Below are 15,284 nucleotides of genomic sequence, written 5' to 3'. Positions count from 1 at the left end.
CACTCGCTAGTCGTTTATCAATCATTCGTCATACCCCCCCGCTCTTTTTCCATGGCAACCCCAGCATCGTTCGGTATTCGCGCAACACTATTTAATCCTAAAGTTTAAATTAACATTTTCCGAGTGTAAGACCCATGACGTGTACTGGTATATCATTTGGCGAACCGAAAAACGAGACCCCTCTTGTTTCGTTTTTGGTGGAAAAGAATACTTTTTAGCATACGTTATAAAAGAGATGCGATAGGAGGCAAACGTGAATGAAGATTTTATTTGTTTACTACTTACCAAGCGGAGGTGTCGAAACATTAAACCGGCAAAGATGTGTGGCATTAAAGGAGGCTGGTATTTCTTGTGAACTTCTCTACATGCATTCAGGAGCTGGGTTTAGTAACATAACTGATATCCCCGTGTATGTGACGAACGATAATGAAGAAATCAAATTACTTTTGGATAGAAAAGCATACTCCGCTGTTATGGTCTGCTCGGATCATCTGTTTCTTAAGCGAATCCGTGAATTAGGCTATTCTGGTCCTCTGCTATATGAATTACAAGGACTTGGAACGGAACAAGAGGCAAAAAACTGGATGAATGAGGCAAAACCTTATGTTCACACTTATGCTGATGCCGTTTTTTATCCAAAAACTTCTCACCTAGAGAAGTTATGCCAGGTTTTTTTACCGGACTTCCGTTCATTCTCTTTTCATAATTGTTTTGATACGGATCATTTTCAATACGTATCTTCAAATAATAAAATGGAAGATCCAATTATTGGTTGGGTAGGACGCTTAGAACCAAATAAAAATTGGCATGGATTTCTCCAGTTGATAAATGAATTAAAGCGGAAACATGCCAATATACGAGTTTGGATGTTTCAAGACCCCACCCTCGCTTCTACAAAGGAAAAAGCCAAGTTTCAACAGTATATTCAAAAAGAAGATCTAGAAAAGATCATAACAACTCACTCCAATATTCCACACCAAAACATGGCGCTTTATTATTCTATGATTGCAGACTCAGGGGGATTTCTTTGTTCAACTTCACAAGTCGAAGGGTTTGGATATGCAGTAGTAGAAGCAATGAGTTGCCTTTGTCCTGTCGTTAGTACAGATTCCGATGGGATCCGAAGCTTCCTTATTCATAATGAAACTGGAAAACTCATCGACCTTCTCCATTTACAGACAGCAACGGAAGAATGTCTTGAACTAATAAATAATAGGAAGAAGAGGGATCGCTTCGTTCAACAGGCGAAAGAACGAATTAAAATCAACCTTAATCCAAAGGAATATAGTCGAAATTTTATTAAAATGCTAGAAGAACTATCAATAAGACCCTGATCTACTGACTAAAAAACTTTCCCACAGAATCTGTCGGAAAGTTTTTTTAGTTTCATTTTTCTTCATTTATTAGGGACATGATATGTTGAAGAAGTTCCTTCGCACGTATTTTAGTTGAGTGCCTCTCCTCAATTAATTTTGCGCCATTCGTTACAATTTCTTGGCTTATCTTTTCTTCATTCAAATAATAGTTAGCTTTCTCCATAAAATTCCTAGAATTTATTTCTACAAATGTTTTTCCATCAATAAAACCCAAGTCTTTTAGTTCCCGTGACCCAGAGGCTAATAATAATGTTCGACAGCCAAGTACTTCAAAATACTTTAATACGGGAAAATGAAAATTTGAGTCGCACGTAAAGAAAATGCGAGATCGATTTATTTCCTGAGCATATTCCTTTTGAACTTTATACCCTAGCTTCTTATGATCCATTAAGTCATATCCAGGGTGGGGATAGTGAACAAAATCCGGATTACCCTTAAGCTGATCGACAATAAAGTAACGAAGTGGATAGAGTTCTCGAAAAGTGCTGCCCATCAACAAAAATTTATGATTTTTTTCTAATTGATAATCTTTAAAAATTGATGTAGGGACATGATGAGGAAGCCATGTCATAACTGAGCTATACTCAGGGTACCATTCATGAAATTTATCTCTATAGATAGAAAAAATGTGGTTGATTTTTTCTTTCTCAATAAATTTTTTTCGAGAAGATCTTTTGTAATGCAAATCATGCATGATTATAGCATTTGGAATACTACAATATTTTAAGCCTTGAATTTGTGGGGAGTAGTCTGACTTGAAATCATTCAGTAAGATAAAATCAGGAGTGAACCCTGCTTCCTTTATGATCGTATCTATATGTCCATTATTTGACCATATCATTAAATCAGTTAATTTTCTTAACTCCTCAATTAAATAAAACGTGCTTTTATCAATGAAGTTAGTGAAGTCTTTCGTGATAAATAATAGTTTAAGTTTATCCATTAAAATCGCTCCTTTCTGAATAAAAAAAGCTCCATCCTAGGAGCTTTTTCATTTATAGAACGGCGACTATTTTGTCTAGCGGAACGATAACTGTACCTAAACCACCAGAACCAGCTTGATTTAAAACGGCGTAATCCCGTCCCACTTCCACAATTACGACGTTCATTAATACTAAATCTTCATCAGCTCCGATAACAATTACTTCAGTTAGGGGTACGCCAATTAAGGTACGAAACTTCACAATTGGTGAACTTGCCAATGTTGTAGCCTCCTTTTGAAATAAGTAAAAAGTCTACTCCTTCCATACTTATGTAGCCAACAAAAATCTGTATAGGACAATACCTGCTTAATCACAAAAATTTATTAAAATTTCAATAGGCTTATAAACAAGCAATTTCTCATCACGTAAATACAGTATAGTATCTCTAATAATTATGAGTTTTGGAAAAGGGGGATATAGAATGAGTTTATTTGATGAATGTGGAAAGACTTTGAAAAAGTCAAATGATCATTGCAACAGCTGTATGTGCAATCAGTTTAGAAGTTTTACTGCTGGAAGAACAGTGGACGTCATTTTATCAGGTGTAGAATTTACAGATCTTGTCTTTACGTGTGTTGATCTAAAATCGTGCTGCGTTACGTTGATGGATGATACAGGTACATTTATTGTAGATTGTAATAAAATTGAAGCGATTCGCTTATTAAATGGATAAATTGTTTATTTATGCAAGCCTGGAGCTATGATCCAGGCTTGCTTCTTTATTTTTAGCTAATATTCTTATATAGACTGCTGTATTCTCCTCTTTCAACTGCTTTCCCCTCAGTTAGTCGCCTAATTATCTCCAAAACGGCTATTTCAACACACCTTCCCCCTAAGGCCTAATACGATATAAAGGAGTATGGTAAAGAGAGATGCTACTGGAGGGAATTCTAGATGGAAATTTGTACTGTTGGAGCAGGTTATGTTGGATTAACAACTTCTGCCCTACTTTCAGATCTTGGTCATAACGTCCATGTGATTGATAAAGATATCTCAAAAATTGAGATTTTAAATAAAGGGAAATCTCCAATCCACGAACCAGGCTTAGAAGAGTTATTAGTAAAAAATCATCAGTGTGGCCGGTTGGTTTTTTCTGATGACCGGGAAGCCTGTATTCTTAACTCACCGATTCTTTTGATTGCTGTCGGAACTCCTTCTAAACCGAATGGAGATAGTGATTTAACCGCTATTAAAAAAGTGTTTGAACATATTGCAATGAACATTACTTCTTATAAATTGATTATTGTCAAAAGCACAGTGCCACCGGGAAGTAACGAATGGTTTCATCAGTACCTACTCGATCAGGGAGTAGATGAGAAAATGTTCGATATTGTATCCAACCCTGAATTTCTGAGAGAAGGCACCGCTGTCTATGACTCGTTTCATCCCGATAAAGTCGTGGTCGGATCAAAATCGAAACAAGCAAGAGACGAGGTAAAGCACCTCTATAAGAGTTTACAAGCACCCTATATTGAAACAAGTTTAACTGGGGCTGAATTGGTAAAATATGCGTCTAACGCTTTTCTTGCAACGAAAATTTCATTCGTTAATGAATTTGCGCGAATCTGTGATGGGTACAACGTAAACATCCTTGATATTACGAAAGCAATTGGGCTTGATCCCAGAATTGGTCCCCACTTTCTCCAATCAGGATTAGGCTATGGCGGATCTTGCTTCCCTAAAGATTTGGACGCCATCACCTATGCAGCTCATAAAAAAAGGATCAAAACAAGTTTGCTAGATGCTGTTAAGAAAGTTAATCATCAACAAGTTGACATTTATGTAAACAAACTTGCTGAAACATTAAATGGCTTTAAAGGGAAACAAATTACCGTTTGGGGACTTTCCTTTAAACCGAATACGGATGACATACGAGACTCTAGAGCAATTATGCTCTGTGAACGGCTGATTGAAAAAGGATGTACGGTTATCGCTTATGACCCTAAAGCGACCTCTCATAACAATCACATTAAAGAAAAAAAAGATCTATACACTGCTGTGCATCAATCCGACGCGTTAATTGTGGCGACTGAGTGGGATGAATTTAACCAGGCTGATTGGCATAAAGTTAATGGCTTGATGAAAGGAAATATTGTAGTGGACGGAAGAAATTCTCTTGACCAAGAAGCCGTCCGTGCTTCTGGATTACGCTACCTGGGGGTGGCCCGACCATGAACATTTTAGTAACAGGAGCTGGAGGTTTTATAGGGTCACATTTATGTATGGAATTATTGCAACAAAATCCACATGACTCCATAATTGGCGTTGATCGAAACATGAAAAACAGAAATACAACCCTTCTAAAAAATGACCGTTTTACCTCAATCGAACTTGACCTATTGACGTGCAACCTTTCAGACCTTATTCACAACGTGGATGTCATTTATCATCTTGCCGGTATTCCTGGGGTTCGCTCAAGTTGGGGAAAGGATTTTGAGACTTATCTTCTTCATAATGCGTTATTGACCCAGAACTTATTAGATGCCTGTAAAAATCATTCCCTCAAGAAATTCATCTATATCTCTACGTCTTCCGTCTATGGGGAAAAAAGCGGCAGTGTCTCAGAACAGATGAGACCAATTCCTTTATCGCCATACGGCATTACAAAGCTAACAGGTGAACATCTTTGTAGGGTTTATCATCACTATTATGGGGTACCCGCTGTTATCCTTCGTTATTTCACCGTGTATGGCCCTCGACAACGTCCAGATATGGCCTTTCATCGGTTTATTAAACAACTGCTTCTCGATCAGCCTCTCACGGTTTACGGAGATGGTCAGCAGACAAGAGATTTCACTTTTGTGAGGGACTGTGTGAAGGCAACAGCTTCTGTGTGCCGTGCTCGAGATGTGATAGGAGAAACGATTAACATAGGAGGAAAAGAACGCGCATCCGTCCTTGAAATTATTCAGCTTTTGGAACAATTAATGAATAAAGAAGCGCAAGTGTCATTTAGCGAGAAAGCAATAGGTGAACCACTGCAAACTTGGGCAGACATTACAAAAGCACAAACATTGTTAAACTATCAACCTCAGATTTCTCTTAAAGAAGGGTTGCGTTATGAAATTGAAGATTTAAAGGAACTCTATCTTTCTGGGGGGAATCCTTTGTGAACTTAGCATTCGTCTGTACCGAGAAACTTCCTTCTCCAGCCATTAAAGGCGGCGCTATTCAAATGATGATTGATGGCGTCAGTCCTTTTTTATCCGAAAACTATAACCTAACCATCTTCTCCGTTAGTGATCCTTCTCTCCCTACAACCGAGGAGATAGATCAGATTAAGTATATTCGCGTTCCCAGAGCAAACTATTATTACCATGTTGCCTCGCATCTAACTAAGGAGGAACCTTTTGACGTTATTCATGTCTTCAATCGTCCAAAAGCCATTCCGATCTACAAAGCTGCCAGTCCAGAAAGTCAGTTTGTGTTAAGTCTTCATAATGAAATGTTTGCGGAACATAAGCTTTCAGACGAAGAAGGGAAGCAGGTTGTTGAAACGGTAAGCTCAATCATGACGGTGAGTGAATATATACGTAGGACAGTGATCTTACGATTTCCCGAGGCAACTGAAAAAACGCATGTCGTTTATTCTGGGGTAGACTTAAAACAATTTGAACCAAAGTGGACAAAACGGGGCCAGGAAATAAGCTCGTATCTTAAACAAAAAAACAATTTATCAGGAAAAAAAGTCATTTTATTTATAGGAAGATTAAGTAAAACAAAAGGACCCCACCTTCTCATTCAAGCCATGCCACACGTGCTTAAAAAATATCCTGATGCGGTACTCGTCATTTGTGGTGGGAAATGGTTTAGTGATAATCGTCCGAATAAATATGTGAAGATGTTGCACAAAATGGCTGAGCCATTAGGTGAACATGTTCGCTTTACGCAGTACGTCCCGCATGATCAAATTCCATCCTCCTTTTTACTTGGTGATGTCTTTGTATGTAGCTCACAATGGCAAGAGCCACTCGCCAGAGTTCATTATGAAGCCATGGCAGCAGGCGTCCCTCTCATTACCACAAAACGTGGTGGCAACGCAGAGGTGATCACGCATATGCACAATGGTGTTGTGTTGAAAAATTATTCCAACCCAGCTAACTTTGCTAATGCGATCTGTGATCTGTTTAGCCATCCCGATCAGGCACTTGAATTTAGCTTAAACGGAAGAAAGATCGTTGAAGCGAATCACCAATATTTTCATGTTGCACAGCGATTAGAGACAATTTATTTAAAAGCTTATGCCGTTCATCTCTCTAGGCAAACAAACGAACCTCCGATCGAAGAGTCGAAAGATGAGGCAGCTCTACAACCTAACATTGAAATCGAAATCGAGAAACCCCCTAAATTCATACACGAAAGATGGATCGTTGATCGATCCTACAAAAAACGAAAGAGATAGAACCGTGGGGTTCTATCTCTTCTTCTGTTTATTCGTCTTCGTCTTCTTCGTCCTCTTCGTCTTCGTCTTCTTCGTCCTCTTCGTCTTCCTCTTCTTCGTCTTCCTCTTCTTCGTCTTCTTCCTCTTCTTCCTCTTCTTCTTCTTCTTCTTCAATTAAATCAAATTCAAACTTATGCTCTTCACCATTCACCATTTCTAATTTAAGAGTAATCTCCTCTACTTCATTCGTTGCAAGTAATTCTTGTAACTTAGCCAATACCTCTTGATGCTTTGCATTTTCAGACATTTTTCGTTCCTCCCGTTTGCTTTTAGTATTCTATAAAAGAATTCTTTATAAGATATGTTTATTCAATTGAGTTGTATAGGTCAATTGATTCAATATCGCCTTTATTTATTTTATTTTTATGGAAAGCCATGGTGCTTTTGTGGAACCTTTCGTTTTAATTTCATAATCGTAGTGGATTACTTCTTCTGGCTCTTCATCATCATGATCTTCATCATCATTTTCATACTGCTCTAAATCGACGAAGGTAGGGTCATTTTCAGTTTCATCATTCGTTTCGTAAGACAATTCCTGTTCCAATTCGTTCGTTGCAGGAGAGCTTTCCGTTTCTTCTTCTAAATCTTTCACCGTAGTCTCATGCTCCAAGCTCACATTTCTAAAAGCATTTTTCGCAGAATGAATTTCTTGTGTGTGGGGTTTCAGTTTTTTATTAAATAATTGAAGTGGTCGTGAGATGGTCTTTACCTTTAACGCATTCTCATTGAAAACGACTACTTTTGGTTTTTCTTCAACAGATCCCTCAGTGGCTTCTTCTAAAGAGTTTTCAACATGAGCCACTTCTTCTTCAATCTGTTTCTCTTCTTCCACTTCTTCGTGAATTTCTACAGCCGATCCAACTGGGAGCTCAACTAAGTTTTTGCTAGCTATTGTCGTAGGTAAGGCTGAAGTCGTCGTTATTTCTAACTTTTCATCGTTATGATCTACAATTTTTTCATATTCAGCATAGCTCCACCCCATTGACCCAGGTGGAGAAAAGTGGAATTCTTCTAAGTCCAATTTAGGAATGGACATGTGTTGAGTTGTCTGTGCCACTTATTGACTCCCCCCTTTAATCTTTTGAAAAGTTTCATCAAATGAATGAAGGAAATCTTCTTTTGAATTTTCAACCGATACAACATTCCGAATATGCATCATATACTTCTCATCAGACCATGACCTCTTCTGACTGAGATAATATTTATGAGCGATCGCGCAAAACAAGTGAGGGAATTTCAAATCTGACCAAACCACACGGTATTGCCCTTCGGTTAAGGGATGGACCTGATCATAATTTGTTAACATTTCAGTTGCAAGCTGATCATCCCATACCGCTAGCTTCTTCATAACTTTGTTTAGTAAAATACGCAAATCACGGGCAGGTAAGTCTGCATTAACAGAATGAAGATCTTTCATAAACGCTTTTTCATCTTTTTCAATCATTCGAGCCATCGTAAAATCCTGCTGACAAAATGATTTACTCTCAAATACTTCCTTCGTCCAGCTATTAAAATCTGGTTGATCTAATTCAGCTAATGATTCTCTGGCACGAGTAAGCATACGGTCAACATTTTCTAGAAAAAGAATGGAAAAAGGATCGTCAAGGTAATTGGCTGCCAGTTTTTGATACCCTTCTAATTCTTGAATTTTCCATCGATACAGCTTATGCCATTTATCGATACGACTTCTTTTCTTGCTCCCTTCAGGTTGTTTATAACCTTTGGAGGCATGATGAAATTGACCAATAAAGGCCATTGTTTTCATCACCTGTTCCGTATCGTAATAGAGCATTGGCTCCCCATCAAAATGTTCATATAAAACATAAGCATGGTCTTCACCAGATAAACATAATCCATTATTTTTTGTTGGAATTAATCTCGCGATTGGTAGTCCGTTTTCTTGTAAGTGCCAATGAGCTCCTGCTATATATAACATCCGGTCAGGTCGAATGTATTCTTGCTTTAACATATAGGAACGATCGTTTGACTCGATTACCCACTTTGTTCTTCCGCCTCGACTGAAAAGTAAAGAGATGTCTTTTACCTCAATTGGGTAAAAGCTTAAGACATTTTCCAACTCTTCCATATGCGGAATAGCATGCTTTTTTGATCTTTCTTCGTTTTCCTCTAGGTCAAAATTGTTTTCTTCCCCCACTTCTTCTCCCTCACCTTCCTCTAACGTTTCACTGCATTTTCATAGACCGTTTTTAAATTACTCGCTACGCGATTCCATCCAAATTCGCCTTCTACCTTAAGACGCCCATTTTTTCCTAATTTTTCACGTAATGAGTCACTAGAAAAGAGAGATTGAATCATTTGCGCATAGGCTTCTGGCTGGTCAAATTGGTGAACCACATAACCATTTTTCCCTTCATCAATTACCTCAGGGTTCCCCCCACGATCACTTGTGATAAGAGGAAGACCAGCCGCCATTGCTTCATAATGAACACGTGCTAGCGGTTCCTGCCACTGTGAACAGCAGACGAACACATCTGCCATTGAATAGAGTTTAGGAATATCTTTTGGTTCCACAAATTTAATAAACGTGATGTTTTCAGGATACATTGCGCCAAGTGTATAGAGATGCTTGACATAGTTGTTGACATCATTTTCGCCAAACCACTTGGATCCGATAAACACCATATGGGCATCAGGATGCTTCTCAATAATTTCTGGTAATGAATGCAAGAGGATATGCGGACCCTTTACTTTACTAAGTCTCCCTACAAAAAGGACGATTTTCTCATCAGTTAGATTTAATTGAGAGCGAATGGCTTCTCTTAACTTTCTTCCTTCATTTGTCCATCTTGGATGATAAGTGCTTAAATCAACGCCAGAATAGACGGTTTGAACCTTTCCTTTTGCAGTTGGAAAACGACTCGTTATCGTCTTACCGATATAATCACTTACTGTTACGACCTTCGAAAGATGGGAAAGACATTGATTCCCCTCTTCATCGGTCATTTTTCCTTGAGCAAACATTTCATTATGCACACTTAAAATAAACTTACTATTTGGTGACGCCGCTTTTAATTCTTCAATCCATAGCGGTCGATTGCAAACATGAATCACATCAAAATGATTCGAATGTATAAATTGTTTGATATCAGCCACATAGTTGTCTTTATTTAGTCGCTCATAATGGACCCCTTGAGTCGTCTCTGACTGCTTAAGATCTGGATCGTTAATCGATATTACTGTCACATGATGATGTTTGGCCAATAGTTGTGAGACAGCTTCAAGGTAAATTTGGATTGCGCCACCTCTAATGGCTGGCACAGGCAATTTTTCAGTCGCAATTAAAGCAATTTTCATTTTCACCCTCCTTTAAATACAAAGAAGAACCGCTTTTCTCCTATGTCACGCCAGCATTTTGTCGTCGAGCAAGGGATATACCTATAACTAACAAATAGACGTTTATTAGCCATGATACGGAGCGGATTTCAGGGTTGTGCGAATTCATTTTCTTATTTATGAAAAAGGGCTTGATTATCCAACTTTCTACTAAATCCTTTGAAAGTTGTGTCATGACTTTAGATAATTCCATACGGTAATATGAAAAGACTTAATTGGTAGGTGAAGTTTATGACAAACTGGCAGCAGAGAAGGAACATTCCGACCAATAATCAGACGATCTATCGCTCAAGTGACGCGCCTTCTTTAAAAAGGGAGGAGAGCATCAAGAAGCAGAGCGAACGAAAGAAAGTAGAAGTGAAAGAAGAAAAGAAAGAAGAAACTGTGCAAGAGCTTACCCCTGAAATGCAGGAAAAGCTGATTAAATTGGCTGAACTTTTACTTCCTAACTGGAATGTAAACGTCCAATCAATTGAAGTAATTCAAGGAGGACAAATGGCCTTAGTGTGGAAATTCATGACGGATGAAGGACCAAAATGTTTAAAAAGGATTCACCGTCCGGAGAAGAAGGCCCTCTTCTCGATCCATGCTCAAGATTATTTAGCTAAAAAGGGAATGCGCGTTCCTGCCATCATTCCCAATCGTGATGGCCACTTGTATACAAAGCATGGCCCGTTTCTTTTTGTGGTTTATGATTGGATTGAAGGCAGACCATTTGATTTAACTGTCCCTACTGACCTCCAGTGGATCATGAAAGGCCTAGCTGATTATCATACAGAATCCGTTGGGTATACGCCTCCACCCGCCGCTCCTATTTTCTCAAAGCTAGGAAAATGGCCAAAACATTATATAAAAAGGTGTCAACAGATGGAAAGTTGGAAGTTGATTGCTGAGAAATCGCCAGATGATCCATTTTGTCAGCTATATTTAAACGAAATCGACACCTATATTGCTTCAGGAAGAGATACGCTAACATTACTTCAACAATCCCATTATCCTGAATGGGTAAAACAGTGTAAACAAAAGCCGAACCTTTGCCACCAGGACTATGGTACTGGGAATACGCTGTTATCGAACGACCAAATTTGGATTATTGATTTAGACACGACGACGTTTGATCTGCCCATACGCGACCTGCGCAAAGTCATTATCCCTTTAATGGGGGACACTGGTACATGGGATCAGGAGTTGTTCGATCTGATGCTTGCTTCTTATGAAGAACGCTCCCCACTCACTTCCGAACAAAAAAACGTCATGTACATTGATATGCTCTTCCCATATGAACTATATGAAACAGCAAGTGAACGCTTTGGAAGGAAGAATGAAATCATGCCGGAAGAGTTAATGGCTGCATTCCAGTATGAAGAGCGTAAGAAAGGACATCTTTCTCAATTTCTTTAATCTATGACCATAGAAGACATATAAAAGAGCAAGTCGTCGTTAACGGCTTGCTCTTTTTGTATTCAAAATTTTCTTTGCGATGCATCACTCTTTTATGTATTGTTCTTTAAGGATGCCTGACCCAATCCCTGCACCAACCATCAGTATCAAAGGCCCAAAATTCCATAAAAACCTCCCGCCAGATAAGGTAATGTCTAAAGTAGTGAATTTTGATAGAAGCACAAGACCTATTTTGATGATCAAAAGAGTCACACCTATTAAAAACAAAACATCAAATAAAAATTTTAACTTCGGATGTGCTAACTGCTGACTATCAAGAATAACCTTTTCTTTCAAGTCTTCGTCGCTTCTTAACAATTCGTCAATTGTAATACCCAAAAGATCACTAATTTTGATAATGATTTCAATGCTTGGATAGTTCTGACCATTCTCCCATTTCGATACGGACTGTCGACTTACAAATAGCTGTTCAGCTAACTCTTCTTGGGACCAGCCTTTATTCTTTCGTTCACTTTTTAATTTCTCACAGAAAACCATTTCACCTATCACCCCTTTTCTTCTTCTCCATTATTATAGAAAAAATGAATAATAGTAAAGATAACGCTAGTTGCAACCTCATGCAACTGGGGGTTGCGGGAGAACATAGCTCATTCTTACCCTTATGTAAAAAAAGAAGTTAAAGAATTATACACGGTATACATGTACAACCTTTAACTTCTCATTGTCTTTTTTGTTATCAAGTTGCGATGATGTTATATCCGCTATCTACATGAATCATCTCACCAGTAATTCCACCAGAAAGATCACTCATTAAGAATAGTGCTGTGTTTCCTACGTCTTCCTTCGTTACCGTGCGACGCATTGGAGATTTCTCTTCAATTTCTTTAATAACCGAATTAAAGTCGCCAATTCCTTTTGCTGCAAGCGTACGAATCGGACCAGCTGAAATCGCGTTAACACGGATGTTGTCTTTGCCAAGGTCATTCGCAAGGTACTTCACACTTGCATCAAGCGATGCTTTTGCTACGCCCATGACGTTGTAGTTATTGACAACACGCTCGCCACCAAGGTATGTCATTGTAAGGATGCTTCCACCTTCCGTCATAAGTGGACGCGCTGCTTTTGATACAGCTGTTAGGGAATACGAACTAATGTTATGTGCTAGCAAGAAACCTTCACGCGTGGTTTCAAGGTACTCCCCTTTTAATTCTTCTGTTTTCGCGAATGCAATACAGTGAGCGAGTCCGTGAATGACACCGACTTCTTCTTTAATTTGAGCAAATGTCGCTTCGATTTCCTCATCATTTGTAATATCACACGGTAAAATGACAGAATCATCACGATCTAGCGTTCCTGCAAGGTCGCGAACGTTCTTCTCAAGACGCTCACCTGCGTAAGTAAAAATCAATCGTGCACCGGCACTGCTTAATGCCTGCGCAATCCCCCAGGCAATGCTTCGTTTATTGGCAACGCCCATCACAACATATGTACGGTTCTCAAGAGACAGGTTCATATCCATGCTCCTCCTCGAATTTATTATTAGTTATTAGCACCACGTCCTAAGTATAACATGGTTTGCCGAAGATGCACCATGAGGATTTTTCACCCTTTGCTTGTTTGAATATTGCGTCTCTCATATCCACATGCAGGACATTCAAAGATGATGTTCTGATTTGACTGAGCTGTGATCGACTCCTCCATTTCAGTGGATCTTCCACAAACAGGACAAATGACTTTAGGAATTTCAGTATTCATTCTTTTCGCCTCCTAATCCGTCTATTATCAAAAGTATCACCTTGTCCCTAACATTTATTCCCTAACCTCACAAACATAAGAAAACCCCTCTCTCATCATGAGAAAGGGGTCGGCGCTAATAGCTTAACAGCGATCGCACTTCATCGACACTCTCGCTACTTCCTGTCACAATCAAGCGGTCACCAATACGAAGCTCTGTGTCACCGTGTGGCACAATCGAATCTTTTCCACGGAAAATCCGAACGATGATCGTATCTCCAAGGTACGGGAAGCTACGCAAAGGCACACCGTTGTATTCCACGTTGTTCATATTGATTTGATAGAGCGCGTTTTCTTCTCTCGTAAAAATGTTAACAACACCCGGAGATTCAATGAGCGCTTTTAACAAGGCTTTCGTGGAGAAGAAGACAGAGAAGACATCAATGTTTAGTTCTCTTAACTGATCCGCTATTTCAGTAAGTTCAATTCGGGCAATGACTCGCTCGGTTCCATATTCTTTTGCAAATACTGCAATGTCCGAATTCGTTTCATCATCTCCTGACGAAATAAGGAGAATATCTGCATCAAAAACGGAACTATTTTTTAATGTATCGATACTATAATCAGATAGTTCGATGACTTTGAAGTGACTACTTTGTTTCTCTGAATCCACTTTTTCCTGCTTCGTATGATAAATGGATGTTTCATAATTGGCAGGATTCAGCTCAAGCGAAATCGGTAACGTAATTTGGTTTGCCCCTATAATCGCTAGCTTTTTAGCATGAGAACTTTCTTCTGGTTTCGGCATTAATTTCTTAAAAAGAATTGGTGCTAGAATACAGCTAATAATCGCAACCAAGATTAATGCAGATGACAATTGGTCATCAATAATGTTAATGCGCTCACCGATTTCAGCAGCTGCAATCACAAGTGAAAGTGTCGAAGTCAGCAACATACCAGACCCAACCACTGTTTTTGTGTCATACCATTTTTTCAAGACAACCACTGGTACTAATTTTGAAGCAAAAAGCGCAATCAACAGTAATGGAATAAGAATTAACACTTTAGGATCCTGGAATAGTGACCAGATATCAAGCTCTACTCCAACCATTACGAAGAAAATAGGGATCAGAAACCCGTACCCAAAGGAATCGAGCTTTTGAACAAGCTCTGTGTTTGGTGAAAGTAATGAAACGAGTGCGCCTGCAAGGAACGCCCCTAAAATGTTTTCAGCACCAACGGTTTCAGAAATCCCGACTAATACAATAATTAATGTAAATACAGCTCTTGTTCCAATTTGGATCGTTCCTTTTGACATCGTTTCGATAAAGGAAAGATGTCTAAAATAGGCACCAAGGAAGTAAAGAAGAATCCCAGCTCCAAATAGAATGAGGAGCAGCCACATATTCCCTTCTCCTCCTGAATTAAGGGAAACGAAAATAGCCAATAAAATCATCGTAGCAAGATCGGCAATAACGGCAATAAGAAGAATCGTTTGCCCAATGCTGCTTTTCATAATATTGGCGTCCTTCAATGTCGGCACCACAACACCAAGTGAAATGGTCGAAATAATCAGCGTCATGAAGAATGCATTGTCGGTGTATCCAAGAACCACAAACAGTAATGAAAGGAGGTAGGATACAACGAACACAAGAACAAAGACAATGAACGACACAAGAACACGGTTTGGTTCAAACTTACCGCTCGGGAGCTTCACTTTTTTCTTTTTATTCGCAAAAACCGTAAAATCAATTTCGAGACCGCTTAGAAACATAAGGAAAATAAAGCCAAGGGTTGATAATGTATCAAGCCATGTATCTCCTTGGACGAGGTTAAATCCACTCTGTCCAATAAAGATCCCAGCGATAATTTCTGCCACTACAACGGGTAAGAAGTTCAATCGGAAGCGATGTAAGATAAACGGTATTAAAAATGCGATAACGACTACGATTACAAGTGATGATACGGATGCACCGTGTTCCATTTCTTTCCTCC

16 protein-coding genes are annotated in these 15,284 nt (G+C 39.0%); 6 read left to right on the top strand and 10 right to left on the bottom strand.

Annotated features, from left to right (window positions below; translation table 11 throughout):
* The first annotated feature begins 257 nt into the window (after nucleotides 1–257).
* A complete protein-coding gene (locus PQ511_RS01585; RefSeq protein ID WP_273850194.1) occupies nucleotides 258–1,334 on the top strand; it encodes a glycosyltransferase family 4 protein in 1,077 nt (358 codons plus the stop codon).
* Nucleotides 1,335–1,386: 52 nt separating this feature from the next.
* On the opposite strand, the gene PQ511_RS01580 is transcribed toward PQ511_RS01585, so the two are convergent.
* Together PQ511_RS01580 and PQ511_RS01575 are read right to left on the bottom strand one after the other, a co-directional pair.
* Complete coding sequence (locus PQ511_RS01580; RefSeq protein WP_273850192.1) at nucleotides 1,387–2,319, bottom strand: glycosyltransferase; 933 nt, start codon at nucleotides 2,317–2,319, stop codon at nucleotides 1,387–1,389.
* A gap of 52 nt (nucleotides 2,320–2,371) precedes the next feature.
* Nucleotides 2,372–2,578, bottom strand: a complete 207-nt coding sequence (locus PQ511_RS01575; RefSeq protein ID WP_273850191.1) for a hypothetical protein — start codon at nucleotides 2,576–2,578, stop codon at nucleotides 2,372–2,374.
* Nucleotides 2,579–2,780: 202 nt separating this feature from the next.
* Between PQ511_RS01575 and PQ511_RS01570 the strand changes: the two genes are divergently transcribed.
* The 4 genes from PQ511_RS01570 (at nucleotide 2,781) to PQ511_RS01555 (ending at nucleotide 6,761) form a co-directional block, all read left to right on the top strand.
* The gene (locus tag PQ511_RS01570; protein WP_273850190.1) at nucleotides 2,781–3,032 is read left to right on the top strand and encodes a penicillin-binding protein; all 252 of its coding nucleotides are present in this window, start codon (nucleotides 2,781–2,783) and stop codon (nucleotides 3,030–3,032) included.
* A gap of 221 nt (nucleotides 3,033–3,253) precedes the next feature.
* On the top strand, nucleotides 3,254–4,534 hold the full coding sequence (locus PQ511_RS01565; protein ID WP_273850189.1) for a UDP-glucose dehydrogenase family protein: 1,281 nt from the start codon (nucleotides 3,254–3,256) through the stop codon (nucleotides 4,532–4,534).
* Complete coding sequence (locus tag PQ511_RS01560) at nucleotides 4,531–5,472, top strand: NAD-dependent epimerase/dehydratase family protein (RefSeq protein ID WP_273850188.1); 942 nt, start codon at nucleotides 4,531–4,533, stop codon at nucleotides 5,470–5,472. The genes PQ511_RS01565 and PQ511_RS01560 overlap by 4 nt, the downstream gene beginning before the upstream one ends.
* On the top strand, nucleotides 5,469–6,761 hold the full coding sequence (locus PQ511_RS01555) for a glycosyltransferase family 4 protein (RefSeq protein WP_273850187.1): 1,293 nt from the start codon (nucleotides 5,469–5,471) through the stop codon (nucleotides 6,759–6,761). Before PQ511_RS01560 ends, PQ511_RS01555 begins: the two co-directional genes overlap by 4 nt.
* Nucleotides 6,762–6,789: 28 nt before the next feature.
* On the opposite strand, the gene PQ511_RS01550 is transcribed toward PQ511_RS01555, so the two are convergent.
* The 4 genes from PQ511_RS01550 to PQ511_RS01535 form a co-directional block, all read right to left on the bottom strand.
* Nucleotides 6,790–7,047 carry a hypothetical protein gene (locus PQ511_RS01550; RefSeq protein WP_273850186.1) on the bottom strand — a complete coding sequence of 86 codons (258 nt, stop codon included), beginning with the start codon at nucleotides 7,045–7,047 and terminating at the stop codon, nucleotides 6,790–6,792.
* Nucleotides 7,048–7,152: 105 nt separating this feature from the next.
* Nucleotides 7,153–7,857 carry a hypothetical protein gene (locus PQ511_RS01545; RefSeq protein WP_273850185.1) on the bottom strand — a complete coding sequence of 235 codons (705 nt, stop codon included), beginning with the start codon at nucleotides 7,855–7,857 and terminating at the stop codon, nucleotides 7,153–7,155.
* The gene (locus tag PQ511_RS01540; RefSeq protein WP_273850614.1) at nucleotides 7,858–8,886 is read right to left on the bottom strand and encodes a CotS family spore coat protein; all 1,029 of its coding nucleotides are present in this window, start codon (nucleotides 8,884–8,886) and stop codon (nucleotides 7,858–7,860) included.
* Between the two features lie 89 nt (nucleotides 8,887–8,975).
* Nucleotides 8,976–10,115, bottom strand: coding sequence for a glycosyltransferase family 4 protein (locus PQ511_RS01535; RefSeq protein ID WP_273850184.1), 1,140 nt, complete (start codon nucleotides 10,113–10,115; stop codon nucleotides 8,976–8,978).
* A 444-nt stretch (nucleotides 10,116–10,559) separates the two neighbouring features.
* Between PQ511_RS01535 and cotI the strand changes: the two genes are divergently transcribed.
* Nucleotides 10,560–11,555, top strand: a complete 996-nt coding sequence (gene cotI / locus PQ511_RS01530; RefSeq protein ID WP_273850613.1) for a spore coat kinase CotI — start codon at nucleotides 10,560–10,562, stop codon at nucleotides 11,553–11,555.
* An 84-nt stretch (nucleotides 11,556–11,639) separates the two neighbouring features.
* Here the strand turns inward: cotI and PQ511_RS01525 are convergent, their stop codons facing one another.
* From PQ511_RS01525 to PQ511_RS01510, 4 genes are all read right to left on the bottom strand, one after another.
* A complete protein-coding gene (locus PQ511_RS01525) occupies nucleotides 11,640–12,092 on the bottom strand; it encodes a helix-turn-helix domain-containing protein (RefSeq protein WP_273850183.1) in 453 nt (150 codons plus the stop codon).
* A gap of 199 nt (nucleotides 12,093–12,291) precedes the next feature.
* Nucleotides 12,292–13,068: an enoyl-ACP reductase FabI gene (gene fabI, locus PQ511_RS01520; protein WP_098443150.1), complete on the bottom strand. Its 777-nt coding sequence runs from the start codon at nucleotides 13,066–13,068 to the stop codon at nucleotides 12,292–12,294.
* Between the two features lie 89 nt (nucleotides 13,069–13,157).
* The gene (locus PQ511_RS01515; RefSeq protein WP_273850182.1) at nucleotides 13,158–13,310 is read right to left on the bottom strand and encodes a hypothetical protein; all 153 of its coding nucleotides are present in this window, start codon (nucleotides 13,308–13,310) and stop codon (nucleotides 13,158–13,160) included.
* A gap of 115 nt (nucleotides 13,311–13,425) precedes the next feature.
* Entirely contained in the window at nucleotides 13,426–15,273 is a 1,848-nt protein-coding gene (locus PQ511_RS01510; RefSeq protein ID WP_273850180.1) for a monovalent cation:proton antiporter family protein, read from the bottom strand.
* Nucleotides 15,274–15,284 lie beyond the last annotated feature (11 nt).

The organism is Guptibacillus spartinae (assembly GCF_028610625.1).
Taxonomy (GTDB): Bacteria; Bacillota; Bacilli; order Bacillales; family Guptibacillaceae; genus Guptibacillus; species Guptibacillus spartinae.
This window is presented reverse-complemented; position numbering and strand designations above follow the sequence as displayed.

Bases quoted from the DNA above. Each gene is read 5' to 3' on its own strand.
- PQ511_RS01585 (WP_273850194.1), top strand. From the start codon at position 258: ATGAAGATTTTATTTGTTTACTACTTACCAAGCGGAGGTGTCGAAACA.
- PQ511_RS01580 (WP_273850192.1), bottom strand. From the start codon at position 2,319: ATGGATAAACTTAAACTATTATTTATCACGAAAGACTTCACTAACTTC.
- PQ511_RS01570 (WP_273850190.1), top strand. From the start codon at position 2,781: ATGAGTTTATTTGATGAATGTGGAAAGACTTTGAAAAAGTCAAATGAT.
- PQ511_RS01565 (WP_273850189.1), top strand. From the start codon at position 3,254: ATGGAAATTTGTACTGTTGGAGCAGGTTATGTTGGATTAACAACTTCT.
- PQ511_RS01560 (WP_273850188.1), top strand. From the start codon at position 4,531: ATGAACATTTTAGTAACAGGAGCTGGAGGTTTTATAGGGTCACATTTA.
- PQ511_RS01550 (WP_273850186.1), bottom strand. From the start codon at position 7,047: ATGTCTGAAAATGCAAAGCATCAAGAGGTATTGGCTAAGTTACAAGAA.
- PQ511_RS01540 (WP_273850614.1), bottom strand. From the start codon at position 8,886: ATGGAAGAGTTGGAAAATGTCTTAAGCTTTTACCCAATTGAGGTAAAA.
- PQ511_RS01535 (WP_273850184.1), bottom strand. From the start codon at position 10,115: ATGAAAATTGCTTTAATTGCGACTGAAAAATTGCCTGTGCCAGCCATT.
- cotI (WP_273850613.1), top strand. From the start codon at position 10,560: ATGCAGGAAAAGCTGATTAAATTGGCTGAACTTTTACTTCCTAACTGG.
- PQ511_RS01525 (WP_273850183.1), bottom strand. From the start codon at position 12,092: ATGGTTTTCTGTGAGAAATTAAAAAGTGAACGAAAGAATAAAGGCTGG.
- fabI (WP_098443150.1), bottom strand. From the start codon at position 13,068: ATGAACCTGTCTCTTGAGAACCGTACATATGTTGTGATGGGCGTTGCC.
- PQ511_RS01515 (WP_273850182.1), bottom strand. From the start codon at position 13,310: ATGAATACTGAAATTCCTAAAGTCATTTGTCCTGTTTGTGGAAGATCC.
- PQ511_RS01510 (WP_273850180.1), bottom strand. From the start codon at position 15,273: ATGGAACACGGTGCATCCGTATCATCACTTGTAATCGTAGTCGTTATC.